Genomic DNA, 16,585 nt, shown 5'->3' on the forward strand with positions numbered 1-16,585 from the left:
TGCCTCGTTGCGGGGTTTTTTGCTTTCTGGAGACATGGATGTGTAGTGGCCTAGTCATCCAAGACTACCTCTTAAGTTAAGAGGGGCGAATCTATAATTTCTTATCATCGACTCATTCTGTGAGCCAATGATATTGTCCTATCGGCTCATTTCGTGAGCCGATCAAGATCGTTCATCGGCTCATCTGGTGAGGTGGTCTCAACGCTCACTACCACCTAGATTTAATTTTTGGCTACATAGTTTCATATAAGATTGGAGTTTGGTCACCAAGCGACTCCACACGCGATTTCGCTCACGTCTTTTTGAATAATGCTATTTCTATAATCGTCTTGGTGCCAAAAACAGTGGTGCTAATGCTGGGGTTGAGAGATAATTTTCATGATATAAAAATGTGATATATGAGGCTATCAATGAACGAATTTCTGAAAATCCTGCTGAATATCCGTAGCCTTCGTGCTGCATTGCGTGAGCTGTCATTTGAGCAGCTGGTCGAAGTCAGAGAAAAATTCGAAGAGATTTTTGCTGAGCGTGAGCAGCAAGAAACTAAATTGAGGGAGGAGTCTGCCGAGCGCCTGCAAAAACTGGCAGAATTTACTGAGATGCTGAGAACAGCAGGCATCGATCCGAGCGAGCTGGTTGGTACTGCGGCTCCGGCGAAAGCTGAGGGTTCAGCTAAAGCCAAACGAGCTCCTCGTCCTGCAAAATACAAGTATACCGAGGATGGTCAGGAGAAGACCTGGACTGGTCAAGGTCGCATGCCCAAGGCTATCGCGGCAGCCGTTGAAGGCGGCAAAGCTCTGGACGATTTCCTGATCTAATATTGATAGCCCATGCAGTATTGCGTGGGCCTTTCATTATGTTTTTAGTAGGAGCCCTTATGGGGAGAACATTAAAGGACATCATCTCATCCGAATCACCTGAGGTTGTCCAAAGAGCCAAGGCGCTGGCCGAAGAGCAACTGGTACGTCTCAGTGTGACCAAATTACTTTCAAATCTCGGTGCAGGTGATGTTCCTGAAATTGATGCTGATGTTCTCGATAGTTTGTTGTCGCTCAAAAAGTCAGTTGAGAGCCATGACTGTCGGTTGAGTTTATTCGTTCATATGCCTGACGGCACTCATCATGGTGTCAATATTTAACTAAAAATCGTCATTGGTTCGTCAATCTGTACAGATCTCATCTACCAAATGAAATTAACGCCCCCATGGCGATGCTTTTTCAAACTCCCTCGGTGTGCAAGCGGATCTGATAGCGTGTATTGCGTCCGCCACCAGGTAATTTCTCAATGCACCCCCTACCCACCAATTCGGCCAGATGGCGTGTAGCCGTCGCCTTGCTGACTCCAGCGACTTTTTGATATTGACTGGCACTGATGCCATTTTCAAAACCCTGTTCGCCGCCATCCAGTAGGCGGTTAATCACTTTGGTTTGCTCTGGGCTCAGGCCGTCATGACAGTGCCGCTGCCAGAAAAATGCCTTGGCAAGGCTACGGGCGATACTTTGTAATGCCAGCTCTATGGAGAAATCCAGTGTGTCGAGGAACCAACAGATCCAGGAGGTAATATCTAGCGGCCCCCTCTGCGCTGACTCAAGCGCCCGATAGTAGTGCTCCCGCCGTTCGAGAATAGCAACTGACATGGCATATAGCCGAATGCTGTGGCTGTCAGCCTGTGACAGCGCGAGATCGGTCAGTGCCCGCGTGAGCCGCCCATTACCATCATCAACGGGATGCAGGGTCACGAACCAGAAATGGATGATTGCCGCACGAAGAAGGGGATCCATCGTGGGATCATGCCGAGTCTGGTTAAACCAGCGGATGAACTCGGCCAGTTGATCGTCCAGAGTTGCTCTGGGCGGTGCCTCAAAATGCACGGTGGGGCGATCAACACGTCCAGAGACAACCTGCATCGGCTCATCTCCTCGCATCTGACCTACGTTCAGTCGCTGCACCGACCATTCGTTGACGGGGAACAACCAACGATGCCATTGATAAAGCCTCTCAATCGTCAACCGTTGTTCATGGTTGTCGATGGCATCCAGCATCATGGCCGCGAGCCCCTCTGAGCGCTCTGATACTGGATATGACTGAGTTTGTGGCCCACCTAACCGCCGAGCAAGGGAGGAACGCACAGATTGAGCATTGAGGCGTTCGCCTTCGATAGCGGATGAGGAGATGATGTTAGCCAGTAACGTGTCCAACGTTTGGTCGGGGTTCCCCAACCTGGAATGACTACCGATTAGAATTCCCAGCCTGCGTTGCACCTTCCGTAATCTGGGCAATATCTCGCTATCCTGCCAACGAAAATGGGGCCAATCTGCTTGTTGCCAAATCCAAAATGGTTCCATTATTTCCTCATCCAACATGCTAGGGTCTCAATAATGAGCCGACCCAGCCTATCATTCGGCTCAATGTTTGAGCCGAATATAACACATGCAGCAGACCAGCAGAGCTGGTCATGAGGATGGAGATACAGGCTGAAAATCTCAGACCGGAGCTAATGAAAAACTGGATGTATTGCTGCTGTGTGGAGCTACAGCAACCAGTTGATAGACAAGGCGGGAGCTCGTTTTCGTTTCGAATGGTTCTTGTGAGCTTGCAGCTTGCGCTGCATAAAGCCACGCACAAGCAGATGCCGTCTGGTCTGCTCATTCATATGCCTGACGATACTCACTAATATTGGGATGCCAGTCTAAGCCACCAAAAGAGAAGAATTGAACCACCGAGTAGATTACCTGCCAGGTATTTCCAAGAGCGATCTGACAAGAACAAAATCGCCCCCAGTATCGTTATCAAACCCCAGAGATAGGGCATGAGCAGTACATATAGGCCAGTCAGTGAGTATTCATCGTTAAACCAGTCATAGACAGGCTGAATGAATAGGATCGATGCATTCAAGAGGTGATAGAGCATGAACAACACGAATACCCATGTTCTCTCTGTCTTCACTGCTGCGCTCACTTTAGTTCCCCTTGGAATGGATAGCTGAGTTCAATGACGGTCAAAAATGGTTTGTAGGCAAAGCGCTTGTAGTGTTGAAGAACAAACCAGCTTCTGAAACCGGACGCTAGGCCGTAGAACTTGACTCTTCCGGCTACATACATATTTACACATTTCGATGTAAATTGAGAGTATATTCATAGAAACTACACAAGCACTTGATTAAAATAAATGGATGTAAGTGCATTCATGTTTTCATTCTAGCAAAAAGTCTTGAGTAAAATTAGAGGTGTTTTTTGCATAATACTTCAAAGTATAAAAATAGTTATTATATGTTTTACAATCAGCTATACCCATGCTAATATTCACTGTGTATTTATACAGCTCTCGTTTGTTGAGTAATTCATCTTTTTAGAAAGATATATATGTCTGAGGTTAAAGTTATGAGTAAAATGAAGAAGGCTATAAGTGTTCTTTTCTTTTCCATAGAGGCCAAAGACTCTTTTTTTAATAATTTCATTTCGAATGTGATTGCGAATGTGGACAACGCCCTTCCTACAAGGGTATTCAATGTTAGAGATAAAAAGTATCTGCTTAAAACATCCATGCTCCCCGGCTCATCAGGAAGGGATGAATATTTTATAACTGTAGTAAGAGAGAGAAACACTTGGCAAGTTAAAGCAAGTAGAGATGGTAAAATTTCAGGCACTGCATCAAACCAGGGTATAATTGGTGACCCGTATTTTTTCTTTGTCGTCCCAAAGGATAAAATTCTACTTGGATTTACGTCTGGCCCTAATGGCAGCCTAAAAGGGGTCGGAAAGGCTTTATTAGAGCAGTTCAATTATGAACGAGGAAATAGTATAAGGCTGAATTTCATTCCAAAGGAGAAAGAGTTCTCCACACTGAAGGAGTTACCTGAATATAGCAGTCTTCACTTCAAAATAAATTCCTCATCATTATCCGATGTGTCTGATGACGCCCCAAAACTTATCAGAGATTTAAGTTCTGCTCCTTATATCGAGAGCAATATGCAGTTGGCATTAGATCTTGTGTTTGATGAGTCATCAAATTCTGCCTTTTCAAAGGATAACTTGCTTGAGATTGTCAGTTATCTATCCGAGCATGATGGATGCACCGTACTAAAAGTTAAAGGTGTCAGTAGCGATGGCTCCCCAATAAGCTTAGATTTTGGAAACGCATTTTATAACTACCGGACAGAAATTCAAACACGACAAAAATTTATTGATGAAGAATCATCAATAAAAGTGTTAGATGCCGCCATGCTCGACTATCGAAAGTCATTCAGAAGCTAGCAACTTAAGTAATTCCTTCTTTATTATTGGATGAATGGTTGACATCTGGTTAGTATGATAAAGCTCTAGAAGAGCATTTGTTGAATGTAACTCAATATCTCTTGGAAGCACTTGATGAATTTCAATTGCCGCCTCTCTAGATAAACCAAAGTTAATTAGACTTATTATTCTGTCATCACTGGCGCCGACCTCTATGAATGAGTGAAGTTTTACGCTTGATAAGTCTACCCCTTTATTCAACAATACTGTTGAAAGCAATACTTGATAGCAGCGTAGTGCGTTTGAAAGACGAAAGGTTATGTCGTTATTGATAACCTTTATTACATTTCTAACTGATGTGTTAACGCTCGTTGCTTGCTCTTTATTGGCTCTATTCCAATTGATTTGTTCTGTTATAATATCCTTTAATGTTTTTCCCTTAATCCACTTCTTTGTTATTAGGCATATATAATCGAGTGGATAGTTTTCAGTTGGGATGTAGATACCAAACTGCTGTAGCTTACTGCTAACCCTAAGTAATGTGTCATATAACTCTGCTGATTTTGGATGCGGTAAAATCCAGTCATCATAAGACGACAATGCGTTTAGATAATCAAATAGCTTATTTTGTTGAATATAGCCAACAGTAGGGCTAGCCTCAAGTGTAAATGGAGTGATTCGTAACTTACCATACGCCATCTTGATCTCCCGCTCAAGAAGGGATAAATCTTGCCGACTTAACTGAAGTTCATTAGCACTGAATGTTTTATCCAACTCATCCCGAGCATACTCTTTGATTAGTTTATTAGATATCATGTAGTAACGATATTGGTTCTCTTCATCATGAGGATACCTACCCTGAAGAGCGCTAATGACATTATGCAAGTCTTCGTTTAGGGTTTTAAAATATGTTGGAATCTTTTCCTCTTTGCCTTGCTCATCATCAAAATAATCGTCAAACTGCCAATCGTCAGGCTCAACCATAAATACATTGCCAGAAAAGTGTTGCAGCATTCTTCCTGCTCGGCCCGTGATATTGTTAATCTTTACATCTTCAACTCGCTCTGATGGCTGATGCATTATTGGCTGTATTGGATTCTTCATGAAAAGATTTTTAGCTGGCAGATTAACACCCTCAGCAAGGGTACTCGTACATGCTATATATTTTATATGATCATCTTTAGCTAGGTTCTCTACCATAATTCGAATGGAGCTAGGTAATGGGCCATAGTGAAACGCAACCCCCTTCCTTAGATTATTAGCAAGTGAAAAGTCACTATGAATAAAGTTTTCTACGTAGTCAGCAGCCTCACTCAACAATTCATTATCAAGGTTTTGAGGAATCAGTTTGGCAATGTCATCTGCAATTTTCTCACAATCAGCAGTTCTGCTTCTGTATATTATATTGCTATGTCCATGCCCCAACTTAAATACAATATCCGCCAAGTTTTTATCCTTGAATCCTTTGGGTATTGTTTTAACATTATTTGAATTGTGTCTAGATATAACTAAAGACTTCCCCTTTGGCATAACCGATATTAAAATCTTCGACACTGGTGAGTGCTTTGTTATTTCTTTTTTGAATTCAATCTCTCCAAATATTGTAGAAAATGCATCTTGATAGTTTTCAGCTGGCATGCTGATGATTACTTGAGGGAAGCTATCTTCAAGCAACCTCTCTATCGCAAGGTGAAGTAGTACCCCCCTGCTTTTATCTGAGATATTGTGTGCTTCGTCTATAAATAGATAGTTGAAATATATATCACCACGCTGTAGAAGCTCATATAGCCTTTCTTGAGTCATGACAAAAAAAGTCTTGCTCCCAAAGTCACCTTCTTTAGGTACGGAACAGATTTCAATATCGTTCTCTACATTGTTATCTTGGGCTAATTTATAAAGTTTCCCAGCAACTTCCGAAATCAATGCCCTAGTCGGTACGACTATAGCTGCAAATGCACCATCAGACTCAGCGAGCCTCTTTAATAGATAGCTCAGAATAATATGAGTCTTACCAGCAGATGTTGGTGCAACAGTTATAATATCTTCATCTGAAGATAGATTAATCCATAAAGAGCGCTGATAGTCAGTTAAAGGAAAATCGAGGTCGTCGATAGTATTCAAACGCTCTCTGAAATCCATTTGAGCCTCTGAATAAAAGTTGTATGAAAAATTAACACTAGGATGCCTTTTACTCAAGAGCTTGATATTCGGAAAATCCCCAGCGTTAGTGAACATATTTCGTGCGATGGGGACTAAGTCTGGATACTGGTCGGCACAAATATCTAATAAAATTGAAAGTATAATTGCACCTTCATTTCTTATTTTTTCGTCACTAGACTTATAGAATACTTGAGCTGATGTTATAAGTTTTTTTACTTCCTCTCTTTCTACGAGTTCGGTAGTTCCTGTTAACCATAAAACATATGATCCGAACAAACTATTGCTTGCCTCTATATATCCATTACTTCCTTTTATTTTAGCTGCAAGCTTAGTAGAGAAGTCACTCATTTTTTTATCCCGAGATATGCTTTAAAATCATCGACCAATACATCGACACAAGAAAATGGCAGCATGATTAATGCAACCTCTTCTATGTTAGAGCCATGATGCTCAACTTGATGATAAAAATCACCAATATAGGCAAGAGCCAGCTCACTATATTTTATAACAAAATCATCCTCTGTAACCGCTTGACCAATGATCTCCGGCTCAGCAAATCCAATGAAGCAGGGGGAGTGAATAAGTTCTGAAATGTCATTTTCAGAGAACGGATCTAGCAGATTTAGAAGCTTTTCTTCTAGTTCAGAGTCTATATTAGGAAAGTCCATGTAACTTTCTAATAAGTCAAATTCATCACTATATTTATCTTTGGCAGTCTTTATAGATTTAGCTGCCTCTGATGCTGCACTTTTAAAACTTTTATAAAGCTTTGACTCACCTAGATATAATCTGAATTCGCCATTTATATACTGGCCATGTACGGCATCAGCACCGAAAACTGGCATTCTAGGATTTGTTTTTAAGGATATCTTACTTAGTATCTTTGGTGCTTTAAAGTAAACATCCAAAAGAGTAAACAGGATTAGCTCTCCTAATTCACCTTTTGCTGTTTTCTGGCTTATTTTTCTTATCGCACGATCAAATAATCGCTTTGCGCTATTTGTGTCCTCAAGACCAAGCTTCTTCTCTATTTCACGACAAGAAAAAACAAAATTATATAATATGCCATTTTTTATTTTTTCAAAAAACTCGTCATGGCTACTAACACCATTTTTAATTGGTAGGTAGACTAATAGTGTTTTAACTTTTCGCCCATCACTCAGAACATGCGTTACATTTACTTGTTTTAAAATATTTTTTATTTCTTGATGGTTTTTTAATTGTGGTTGAAGGTAAGCGTCCATAACAGTGCCTATCAGCCAGTGATAGAAAAGATACTACCAAGATTGCTATGATTTTCAAACGAATATCGAGACATATATAGATATAGTCTGGTCTTTGATACCGTGCGATCTACAGGTTGTTTGAATACGTTGGGTGTATAAGAAAAACGAGGTAGTTTAGAGAAAACTATGGAGTGATTATCATGGCTACAATGTTCTTCTTGGATGCTTCATTAGGGAAGTAAGTCCCTAATGTCACACCCCAGTACCCTAGCAAGGCAATAAGCTTTCTCCAGGGTGATATTGACCTCACCACGTTCAATCCTTCCTACATAGCTTCTATCAATCTCGGCAACGTGTGCGAGTGCATCTTGTGATACGCCCAATTGAAGCCGTCTTTCACGTACCGCATCACCAAACTTTTTTGCTAAATCTTGCATGTCTCGCCTCTCTCTGGCGAGCACTATCTCTGGTTGTCTGACTTACAGCCACGGACTATAATCCGCAACTTGATTTTAATTTCCACTAATTATTGTCGTTCGAGACTGAGGATTACTTATGGGCTCCCAGACTGTGTGGCTACCAACCGCACTCTACACCGCACTAATTCGATTGCAGTTGGACGATTTCACTGCGACTGGGTGCGTAAGTGCTGTTTTTGGTGCCAAGGCTGAACCGAAGGTACATAGGAAGCGTTATAGCATTATTTATTTGAATCTCATCAAGCTAGTCCGTTTGGGGCTCCTAAAGAGAAAGCACGTTGATGATGGGAAGCGCTTTTCTCATTTCATCAAGACTCCCAAGTTCGATGAAGTGCATTTCAAGGAGGAATTTATTGGGCCGAGTGCGCATGTAACGGAATCAGGTAAGGAGCGTGAGCAGGAAACGTATGAATCCGTTCTGGAAGGACTGATCGCGAGAGCACAGCACTACCGTAAGGGGTTGCAGGAATGTGATTCAATGCTCGCTGAGTACCAGGAGTTAAAAGCGGACTTCTCCATATTGGATCCAGCGATTGAAAGGGCCATCAACAATACCGTTGCAGAGAGTCGCGATTTGCGGGGCAGGCTGGAAGCCGTGGAGAGGCTTTTGAGGGGGTTGATTGCGTTTAGAAGCGCCTCTTGATGTAATCGTTCAGCGTCAGGGGATTGATGCACACAGTTCGGAGGGAATGGGGTAATCCGTTTTCTCGATGCGGGCTCGGACAATGGTATGCAGTCACTCTTGGGGGCAACGTCCCAGTCAAGTCAGGCCACACACTACGTGTGGCCTGACTCAAGTGTGCATACAATAATGCATAAACCCAAACGGCCCGCTGCTTGCCTTAATGGTAAAGCGTTATCGTCAGCTCATTGGCATAGCTATTAGAAGTATGCATTTATGGGGTTCGCACCAACTATTGCACTTAGGGCAATAGCATTTTGCGCCATGATGTGACATCAAAATGCTGATTTTTAAGTTGTTATAAAAAAAATAAAACCTCTAAAAATAACACCTATAGTACATAATGGTTCGACTCCAGTCGGGAGCGCCATACAAAACAAGGGGTTGGCATCATCATGGTGCCAACCCCTTGGTCGTTTCTGACGGTGGTCAATCCCTCCTCCTCTCATCTGTGACACCCTCTGCATTCTTGGCTTGCACTCTCTCTGATAGACTGACTCTCTTTGGCTGGCACCTGCGCCCAAGCCAGCAGCTTCATCTTGCAAAGGAGTGTTGGATGTCCGGTTGTTCCTGGTGGGATAGATCCACCGGTTTTGCCTTGCTGACCATTGTGCTGTGGGCCTCGCTGGCCGCACTGACGTCGCGCATTACCAGTGTTTCGCCACTCGTTCTGGTGGGGCTGGTGCTGTTTTTCTGCGGGGCCGGGGCATTACCCTTTTGGCGCCAGTGGCGGGCCAGCCCGCTCACCTGGCTGATTACCATCACAGCCCTGCTCTTTTATCATCTGCTGCTTTTTATGAGCTTTCGCCACGCCCCGGTGCTTGAGGCCAACCTCATCAACTACCTCTGGCCGCTCTGCATCATACTCTTCACCCCGCTGTTGCTGCCAAATCATCCCCTCCACCTTCGCCACATTCTGGCGGGGATCTGCGGACTGGCTGGCTCCATGCTGGTGATGGTCGATGGCGAGCTGCAACTGCAGCAAGACTATCTGCCCGGCTATCTGCTGGCGCTGGGTGCAGCCATCATCTGGGGCGCCTACTCGGTACTGTCGCGCCGTCTGCCACCGGCGCCTGCCGTGGTCACTGCAGCAGCCTGTCTGCCCGCCGGCGTGCTGGCGCTTTTGCTCGCCCGTCTGCTGGAGGGGCCTCTGCCACTGGCACAGATCCCCACCAGCGACTGGAGCCTCATCATCGGACTGGCCCTTGGTCCCATGGGGGCAGCCTTTGTTACCTGGTATCTGGCGCTGCGAGACGGCGATCCACGCCGGATCGGCGCCCTTGCCTACCTGACCCCGCTGCTGAGTACCTTGCTGCTGGTGACATTGAACGGAGAGGCGCTGACCTCTCGCCATCTGCTGGCCGGAGCCCTGATCATGGGCGGCGCCCTGCTTGGCATGCGGAGCAAAAAAGCCCCTCCAGCCATCGCTGCCGCAAGCTAGCCCCTGCCACACTGGCAAAAATCGATGCGGTAAAGATGGTGTCATAAAAACGCCATCACTCCCCGTTAGGCTCAGGCCATGCCCCATGGATGGCCTACCGCTGACAGGAACCACATCGTGAAAATTGCCCACTACGTCACTCTCTCCTCCCTCGTTCTACTGCTGGTCGCGGGAGGCGAGGCGCTGGCGCTCTACCGGGGGTGGCAACAGCTGGCGCAGACCGAGCAGACTCAGCGACAGCATGAGGCGTTGCAGCAACAGGTCACGGTCGCGTTGCAAAACAGCTTGCGTGACTACCTCGCCGCAGGTGATCCCCAGCAACTGGCCGCCGCAGAGAAGATCCGCACACGGGTTCTGGTTGCGCTGGAAAATCAGCCACAAGAGATAGCCGCCCCTCTGCAGCATCAGCTGGAGGAGATGGGCAAGCGCATCGAGCACGACTATCAGGCGGCGGGCAAGCTCTCCGGCAACAGCCAGTTGCTGTTGCAAAATGCAGAGAACGAGATCGCCAGTCAGGCGCTGGCTCTGCTGCGCTACGGAGAACAGGGCGAAGGCGGTGAGCAGGCCGATGCAGCCCGGCAATACCGCTTGGCAGCCTCGGAAATTCTCGCCAGCCTGTCGCAGCTCGGCCACCAGCGTCAAAGCTACATGGAGCAGGGAAACGGCAAACTGCTGGAAGGGCTCACTCTCGAGCTGGAAGGGATGGCGAAGCAGGCGAACCAGCTGCAAGCGCTGCCACTACTCGGCATCTATGAACAGCCAGCGGCGGACGAATTCACTCTGGGAGAGCCTGAGCGCAAGGAGATAGGTGATCAGCCGCGCAGCGAGGTGCAATCACTCATCAAGCGCTATCCACAGGAGCTCGCTAACAGCCGCATGGCGCTGCAACAACAGCAGACTGCCCGCCATGCCGTACAGCAGGATATTACCCGGATGGTGCAGCTCACCCGCGAGATGGGCGACACGATTGCCAGCGAACGGCAGGCCGTCAACCAGAGACTGGCCACCATACTCGGCACGCTGGCGCTGATCCTGGTGGCGGTAGCCCTCCTTTTTGCGCTGGTGCAGCGACGCTGGCTGCTTGTCCCCTTGTTGCGCTTGCGTCACGCCTTTTTGCAGCTGGATAACACCGGACAGGCGGAGCCCTTGCCTGCTGCTCGCGAGCGCAACGAGCTGGGGGACATAGTTACCAGCTACAACCGTCTGATTGGCCGCCTGCAACAGGATCAGCAGCAGAAAGCGGGGCAACTCTCGGCGGTCTCCACCAGCCTGCAGGGCATGGTGAGCCAGGTGGAGGAGATCCACCAGAGCACCCGCACCACCGAGCAGGTCGTCGATGAAAGCGGCCAGATGATGGGAGAACTCAATCAGCTGGCTGGCGAGGTGCATCAGGTCGCTGCGGAGATAGCCCGCCATGCCAGCCACAACGAACAGGCCATGAGCCAGAGTGAAGGGCTGGTTGGCAACATGCTGCATGCGACCACCCAGACCGGGCTTGCCATCGACGAGAGCGGCGAAGCGCTGCAGGCACTCAAACGCTCGGTCAGCGACGTGACCGCCATCGTCGACGTGATTGGCCACATTGCCCAGCAGACCAACCTGCTGGCCCTCAATGCCGCCATCGAAGCCGCCCGTGCCGGCGAGCAGGGGCGCGGTTTTGCCGTGGTTGCAGACGAGGTGCGCCATCTCTCTGCCAACACCCAGCGCTCGCTCAACCAGATCACCGAGATCCTCGGGCGACTGACCCAGTCAGGCGACCAGCTTGGAACCGTGCTCGACCGCATCACCAGCGAGGCAAACAGCCAGCGCGAGCAGGCCGAGCGACTGCGGGAAACAACCCGGGCGGTGCGGGAGATCGCGCGCAATACCGCGGTGATCGCCCTGCAGGGCGCCGACAATGCCAAAAGTCAGGAACACAAACTGGCCAGCTTTGCCGACCTGATCGCCCGCATTCACCAGCATGCCCGTCAGGTCAACCAGCTCTCGGTGCAGGTCTCCTCCCACATTCACCATCAGGCCCGCCAAATCCCGCTGATCCTGGGCCAGCCAAATTGAATATTGCGTGCTAACAGCCCCGCCCCCTCTCCCGCCTGTCAGAGAGAGAGTTTTTTTGTTGCGCAAAATTATCTGTTACCTGCAGGTTAATATCGACCACAGACAGGCCATCGTTCTGCTCGCCCCCCACCTCCTTCTGCAACCCATTGAAAACGCTCTCATGGCCGCATGACGTGGAATGAGAGCCCTTCGCCTTCACGCAATGAATATTTGCACTCTGTCATACTTTTGAAACTTGGCGGGAACTTTTCATTGATATTTCGCACCGCGAACGTACTCTTGTGATTGTCCGATAGCCAAGAATCGGAACATAAAAAACAAAGAGTGATGAACAGAACTGCACTGCCACAGATGTGCCAAGACATCGGGATTGCAGAGATCAAACTGAACGATTTTTTGCCCTGCGGGGTTTTGATTGCAATGCCAATACCGAGCGGTGGGCCAGATACCGACTGCCGGAACAAAAAAAAGCTAAGTCCATAAAATCAGGAGCAATACAAAATGGAAAAAGTGATCTTCAAGCGCGCCGCGTTGAGTGCCGCTGTGGTAGCCGCTCTGGTAGCACCCGGTATGGCATTGGCAGCTCAGGACATGATGAGCCCAACCTACGGCAAATCCTACGAAAACTTCGTCAATGACGCCAAACTGACCGGCGGCCTCTTCTACTTCCAGCGTGACCGTCAGCGTATCGATGGTGACCCGACCGCCAAGGTCAAGGAAGGCAAATACCAGTCCAACCTGAGCCACGCCACTACCCAAGTAGCTCTGAACTTCAACTCCGGTTATGCGTGGGACACCGTTGGTCTGGATCTGGGTGGCTTTGGCGCCTATGACCTGGCTGTGACCGAGAATCATCCGGTCAACCAGGAGAACGAATTCTCCTTTGCTGGCAACACCTGGGGCAACAACTACAAAGATGGTTCCCCTGAGGGTGGTTTCAGCCTCTCCAACGCAGCGCTGAAGCTGAAATTCCTGGATGGCGGCATAACTGCCAAGGGCGGTTATACCCAGCTTTACGTACCGGGCGTCATCGGTGTGAACTGGTCCTATCAGCCGGGTACCTATCGTGGTGGCCAGGTTGAAGGCAACTTTGGTGGTCTCTACCTGACCTACGCCATCGCCGACGAGTACAAGGCCCCCTGGTACAAAGAGACTCAGGTATTCTCCCGCGCCAAGGCTTGGATGGACCCGTTTGCTGACGAGAACGTCATCGACTACATCCACGGTATTGCTGCTCGCTACACCTTTGAGAATGGCACTGCCGTTACCGGCTCTTTCGGTCAATCCGAAGGCTATATGGATAGCTACCACTTCAAACTGGCTCACAAATTTGACGTAATCGGCGGCCTCTCCACCAGCTATCAGTTCTATGGCTCCGAAACCGACACCTATACCAAGGGCGGTTCCCAGATCCAGACTTACGACGGCCTGGCATGGCAGCAAGCGCTGACCGCAGCCTGGAACTATGCCCAGTACGGCTTCCGTCTGGAAGGTCTGTGGACCAAGGCTGAAGGTGCAGAAGGCAACTACCTGCCCCGTCTGACCCGCGGCTACGCCAACTCCCAGGGTGCCAACGAAATTTGGTGGGATTCCCGCTCTGACTGGAACGCCAACAACGAGAAAGCCGTTTACTTCGGCGTAACTCGCTCGCTGGATGATCTGGTGGGTGCACCTGGCTGGTCTATCGGTGTATCCGGTGCCTACGGTTGGGATATTGAAGATGGCTTTGGCAAGAAAGCCGCCAACGGTGAAGATACCGAATGGGCTGCCAACTTCGATGTCAGCTACACAGTGCAAGATGGCAAGCTGAAAGGCACCCTGTTCAAGCTGCACTATACCGACTACAACAACGACATCAGCCAGGGCGGCGGTTGGACTTACTACCCCAACATCTTCGCCTCCGAGCACGACGTCAAGTTCCACATCATCATGCCGCTTACCTTCATGTAATCAGGCAATGCAATGTCAGCAAACCGGGCCACTTGGCCCGGTTTTCTTTTACCCGATCAGCAGGTTAACATGCTGACAGACTCCCACTTTCCATCCGTCTCTCCTCTCACAAGGATCTCCCTATGCCCCGATTTGTTCTTGTCACCGGATGTTCCAGCGGGATTGGTCTGGCTGCCGCCCAGGCGCTGGGTCAGCACGGCTTTACCGTGATCGCCTCGGCACGCAAGGCAGAGGATGTGGCCCATTTGCAGCAGCAGGGGTTGCTGGCAGTACAGCTGGATCTGGCGGAGCCCGCCTCCATCGAGCTGGGGGCCAGTGCGGCACTCCATCTTGCTGGTGGTCGCCTCTATGGCCTGTTCAACAACGGCGCTTATGGCCAGCCGGGGGCGCTGGAAGATCTGCCCACCGAGGCGCTGCGCGAGCAGTTCAACACCAACCTGTTTGGTTGGCATCACCTCATTCGTCAGGTGCTGCCCGCCATGCTGGAGGCCAAAGAAGGGCGGATCGTCCAGAACAGCTCGGTGCTGGGACTGGTCGCCATGAAATATCGCGGCGCCTACAACGCCAGCAAGTTTGCGCTGGAGGGTTACTCGGATACCCTGCGTCTCGAGCTGGCCGGCAGCGGTGTCCATATCAGCCTGATTGAACCCGGCCCCATCGATACCCGCTTTCGCGCCAACGCTCGCGCCGCCTTTCTGCGCCATATCGACCCGACCAGGAGCCGCCATCAGGCGGCCTACCAGCAGACCCTCAACCGGCTGGAGCGAGAGGGTGGCGCTCGTGGCTTTACCCTGCCGAGCGAAGCCTGTCTGCCGCCGCTGATCCATGCACTGACCAGCGCTCGCCCCAAGGCGCGCTATCCGGTCACCACCCCGACCAGAATTTTTTCCCTGCTAAGACGGATCCTGCCCACTCGCTGGCTCGACAAGCTCTTGGCAAAGTCAGCCTGATCCCTTGCGCTGGCGACGACCGGCGTCGCCTCGCTCAATAGTGCTCACCATTGCTGTAGTAGGCGCTTTTATCGATGGGGAAAACCTGCACCACCACATAGGTTTGTTCCCCCAGCGCCGCCTTCAGATGGCGGGTGATAAGGTCAGCCGCCGCATCCTGAATCTCCTGCGGCCTGGCAAACCAGTGCAGCTCGACAAACGGAAAACCGGACTCCAGCTCACCGTCACGAACCCGGTGGCTCTCGACCCGCTCCATGGTGACGAACTCCGGCTTGCCACCGGTCAGGGCACAGAGATCCGCAAGCAGCGGCGCGCTGATCTCCTTGAGGGTATCGAGTGAAACGGCGCGAAAACGAAGATGGGGCATGGCAAACCTCTTGGCTATCAGAAATGAGCACTTATCATAGAGTCTCCTGCGATGAAAAGAAGTCACCAGCCCGGATAAGGATCACCATGAAATTCCAGCGCTCCCTGTTTGCCTTTCTGCTCTGCCTGCTGCTGCCGCTCAGCGCCTTTGCCGATCCCGCCTTCTACAAGATCAGCAAGGGCAACCAGCAACACTGGCTGCTGGGCTCCATTCATGCGGGCAAGCCCTCCCTCTATCCGCTACCGGAGCCGGTCGAACGGGCCTGGCTGCAGAGCCGCGCACTGGTGATGGAGGTCGACATGAACAGCATCACGCAGGCGCAGTGGCAAGAGATGGGCTCTCTCACCCGCCTGGTAGATGGCAAGGCACTCAAGGAGCATCTGCCTGCCGAGCTCTACCAGCGCACCCTGATGGCTGGCGCGCGTCTTGGCCTCAATGAAGCTGCGCTCGCCCCGCTGCGCCCCTGGTTTGTTGCCATCACCCTGACTCAGGCCGCCATGGCCCGCTCCGACTTCAAGAGCGAGCTCGGGATCGATCAACACTTTGCCGCAGTGGCCGCCAAAGAGGGCAAACCAGTGGTGGGCTTCGAGACCCTGCTGGAGCAGCTCGGCTATCTTGCCAGCGTGGGTGACAACCAGACCCTGATGCTCTCCAGCACCCTCGACGAGCTGCCGATGCTCGACACCGGCTTTGCCGCCGTGATGAAGGCATGGCAGCAAGGGGACGAGGCAACGCTTATCAATCTGCTCAAGGAGGAGATGGCACCGCCCGCTCTGCAGAGCTGGATGGAGCAAACCCTGCTGGCCGAACGCAACCACAACTGGCTGGCCAAGTGGCAGACCCTGCCCAACGAGAGCTTTATTGTGGTCGGCGCGCTGCATCTTTACGGCGAGCAGGGACTGCTGGCGCTGCTGGAGCAGCAGGGGTGGCGCGTCACTCTGCTGACCACGCCCACCGTGCTGCAGAGCACCAAATAAGGATTCGAGTGAGAGCTATCACAATTTGCGACTGGTCATAAAACAATCTCACGGGGAGTTGATCGG

At 49.9% G+C, this 16,585-nt stretch carries 15 protein-coding genes and 1 pseudogene; 9 read left to right on the top strand and 7 right to left on the bottom strand.

Features of this window, described 5'->3' with window-relative positions; translation table 11 throughout:
* Nucleotides 1-410: 410 nt before the first annotated feature.
* Nucleotides 411-818, top strand: coding sequence for an H-NS family histone-like protein (locus tag AAHA39_RS06395; protein WP_139741569.1), 408 nt, complete (start codon nucleotides 411-413; stop codon nucleotides 816-818).
* Nucleotides 819-877: 59 nt separating this feature from the next.
* Nucleotides 878-1,138 (top strand): hypothetical protein, encoded by a 261-nt coding sequence (locus AAHA39_RS06400; RefSeq protein WP_139741570.1) that lies wholly within the window; start codon nucleotides 878-880, stop codon nucleotides 1,136-1,138.
* Between the two features lie 79 nt (nucleotides 1,139-1,217).
* Here the strand turns inward: AAHA39_RS06400 and AAHA39_RS06405 are convergent, their stop codons facing one another.
* The 3 genes and pseudogenes from AAHA39_RS06405 to AAHA39_RS20565 all read right to left on the bottom strand — a co-directional run bounded on the left by AAHA39_RS06405 (nucleotide 1,218) and on the right by AAHA39_RS20565 (nucleotide 3,101).
* Nucleotides 1,218-2,045, bottom strand: coding sequence for a Fic family protein (locus AAHA39_RS06405; protein WP_320657391.1), 828 nt, complete (start codon nucleotides 2,043-2,045; stop codon nucleotides 1,218-1,220).
* A 66-nt stretch (nucleotides 2,046-2,111) separates the two neighbouring features.
* Nucleotides 2,112-2,363: pseudogene (locus AAHA39_RS06410) on the bottom strand (DUF4172 domain-containing protein); the annotation flags it as partial.
* 591 nt (nucleotides 2,364-2,954) lie between these two features.
* Complete coding sequence (locus AAHA39_RS20565; RefSeq protein WP_265612114.1) at nucleotides 2,955-3,101, bottom strand: DUF3289 family protein; 147 nt, start codon at nucleotides 3,099-3,101, stop codon at nucleotides 2,955-2,957.
* 279 nt (nucleotides 3,102-3,380) lie between these two features.
* Between AAHA39_RS20565 and AAHA39_RS06415 the strand changes: the two genes are divergently transcribed.
* A complete protein-coding gene (locus AAHA39_RS06415) occupies nucleotides 3,381-4,253 on the top strand; it encodes a hypothetical protein (RefSeq protein ID WP_165576245.1) in 873 nt (290 codons plus the stop codon).
* Here the strand turns inward: AAHA39_RS06415 and AAHA39_RS06420 are convergent.
* The 3 genes from AAHA39_RS06420 to AAHA39_RS06430 all read right to left on the bottom strand — a co-directional run bounded on the left by AAHA39_RS06420 (nucleotide 4,239) and on the right by AAHA39_RS06430 (nucleotide 8,055).
* The gene (locus tag AAHA39_RS06420; RefSeq protein ID WP_320655075.1) at nucleotides 4,239-6,740 is read right to left on the bottom strand and encodes a DEAD/DEAH box helicase; all 2,502 of its coding nucleotides are present in this window, start codon (nucleotides 6,738-6,740) and stop codon (nucleotides 4,239-4,241) included. The two genes, AAHA39_RS06415 and AAHA39_RS06420, sit on opposite strands and share 15 nt — an antisense overlap.
* Nucleotides 6,737-7,636 (bottom strand): HamA C-terminal domain-containing protein, encoded by a 900-nt coding sequence (locus AAHA39_RS06425; protein WP_080741063.1) that lies wholly within the window; start codon nucleotides 7,634-7,636, stop codon nucleotides 6,737-6,739. The genes AAHA39_RS06420 and AAHA39_RS06425 overlap by 4 nt, the downstream gene beginning before the upstream one ends.
* Nucleotides 7,637-7,848: 212 nt before the next feature.
* Nucleotides 7,849-8,055, bottom strand: a complete 207-nt coding sequence (locus tag AAHA39_RS06430) for a helix-turn-helix domain-containing protein (protein ID WP_080602645.1) — start codon at nucleotides 8,053-8,055, stop codon at nucleotides 7,849-7,851.
* Between the two features lie 118 nt (nucleotides 8,056-8,173).
* On the opposite strand from AAHA39_RS06430, the gene AAHA39_RS06435 reads away from it, so the two are divergent.
* From AAHA39_RS06435 to AAHA39_RS06455, 5 genes are all read left to right on the top strand, one after another.
* Nucleotides 8,174-8,740: a hypothetical protein gene (locus AAHA39_RS06435; protein WP_320655082.1), complete on the top strand. Its 567-nt coding sequence runs from the start codon at nucleotides 8,174-8,176 to the stop codon at nucleotides 8,738-8,740.
* Nucleotides 8,741-9,335: 595 nt separating this feature from the next.
* Complete coding sequence (locus tag AAHA39_RS06440; RefSeq protein WP_320655084.1) at nucleotides 9,336-10,220, top strand: DMT family transporter; 885 nt, start codon at nucleotides 9,336-9,338, stop codon at nucleotides 10,218-10,220.
* A 117-nt stretch (nucleotides 10,221-10,337) separates the two neighbouring features.
* Nucleotides 10,338-12,275 (top strand): methyl-accepting chemotaxis protein, encoded by a 1,938-nt coding sequence (locus AAHA39_RS06445; RefSeq protein ID WP_320655086.1) that lies wholly within the window; start codon nucleotides 10,338-10,340, stop codon nucleotides 12,273-12,275.
* 501 nt (nucleotides 12,276-12,776) lie between these two features.
* Entirely contained in the window at nucleotides 12,777-14,225 is a 1,449-nt protein-coding gene (locus tag AAHA39_RS06450; RefSeq protein ID WP_320655088.1) for an OprD family outer membrane porin, read from the top strand.
* Nucleotides 14,226-14,347: 122 nt separating this feature from the next.
* Nucleotides 14,348-15,175 carry an SDR family oxidoreductase gene (locus AAHA39_RS06455; protein WP_320655090.1) on the top strand — a complete coding sequence of 276 codons (828 nt, stop codon included), beginning with the start codon at nucleotides 14,348-14,350 and terminating at the stop codon, nucleotides 15,173-15,175.
* Nucleotides 15,176-15,209: 34 nt separating this feature from the next.
* Here the strand turns inward: AAHA39_RS06455 and AAHA39_RS06460 are convergent, their stop codons facing one another.
* A complete protein-coding gene (locus AAHA39_RS06460; RefSeq protein ID WP_043852019.1) occupies nucleotides 15,210-15,542 on the bottom strand; it encodes a DUF1904 family protein in 333 nt (110 codons plus the stop codon).
* A gap of 86 nt (nucleotides 15,543-15,628) precedes the next feature.
* On the opposite strand from AAHA39_RS06460, the gene AAHA39_RS06465 reads away from it, so the two are divergent.
* Nucleotides 15,629-16,519, top strand: a complete 891-nt coding sequence (locus AAHA39_RS06465; protein WP_320655092.1) for a TraB/GumN family protein — start codon at nucleotides 15,629-15,631, stop codon at nucleotides 16,517-16,519.
* Nucleotides 16,520-16,585 lie beyond the last annotated feature (66 nt).

This window comes from Aeromonas sp. SE22 (assembly GCF_038739755.1).
Classification (GTDB): domain Bacteria; phylum Pseudomonadota; class Gammaproteobacteria; order Enterobacterales; family Aeromonadaceae; genus Aeromonas; species Aeromonas jandaei.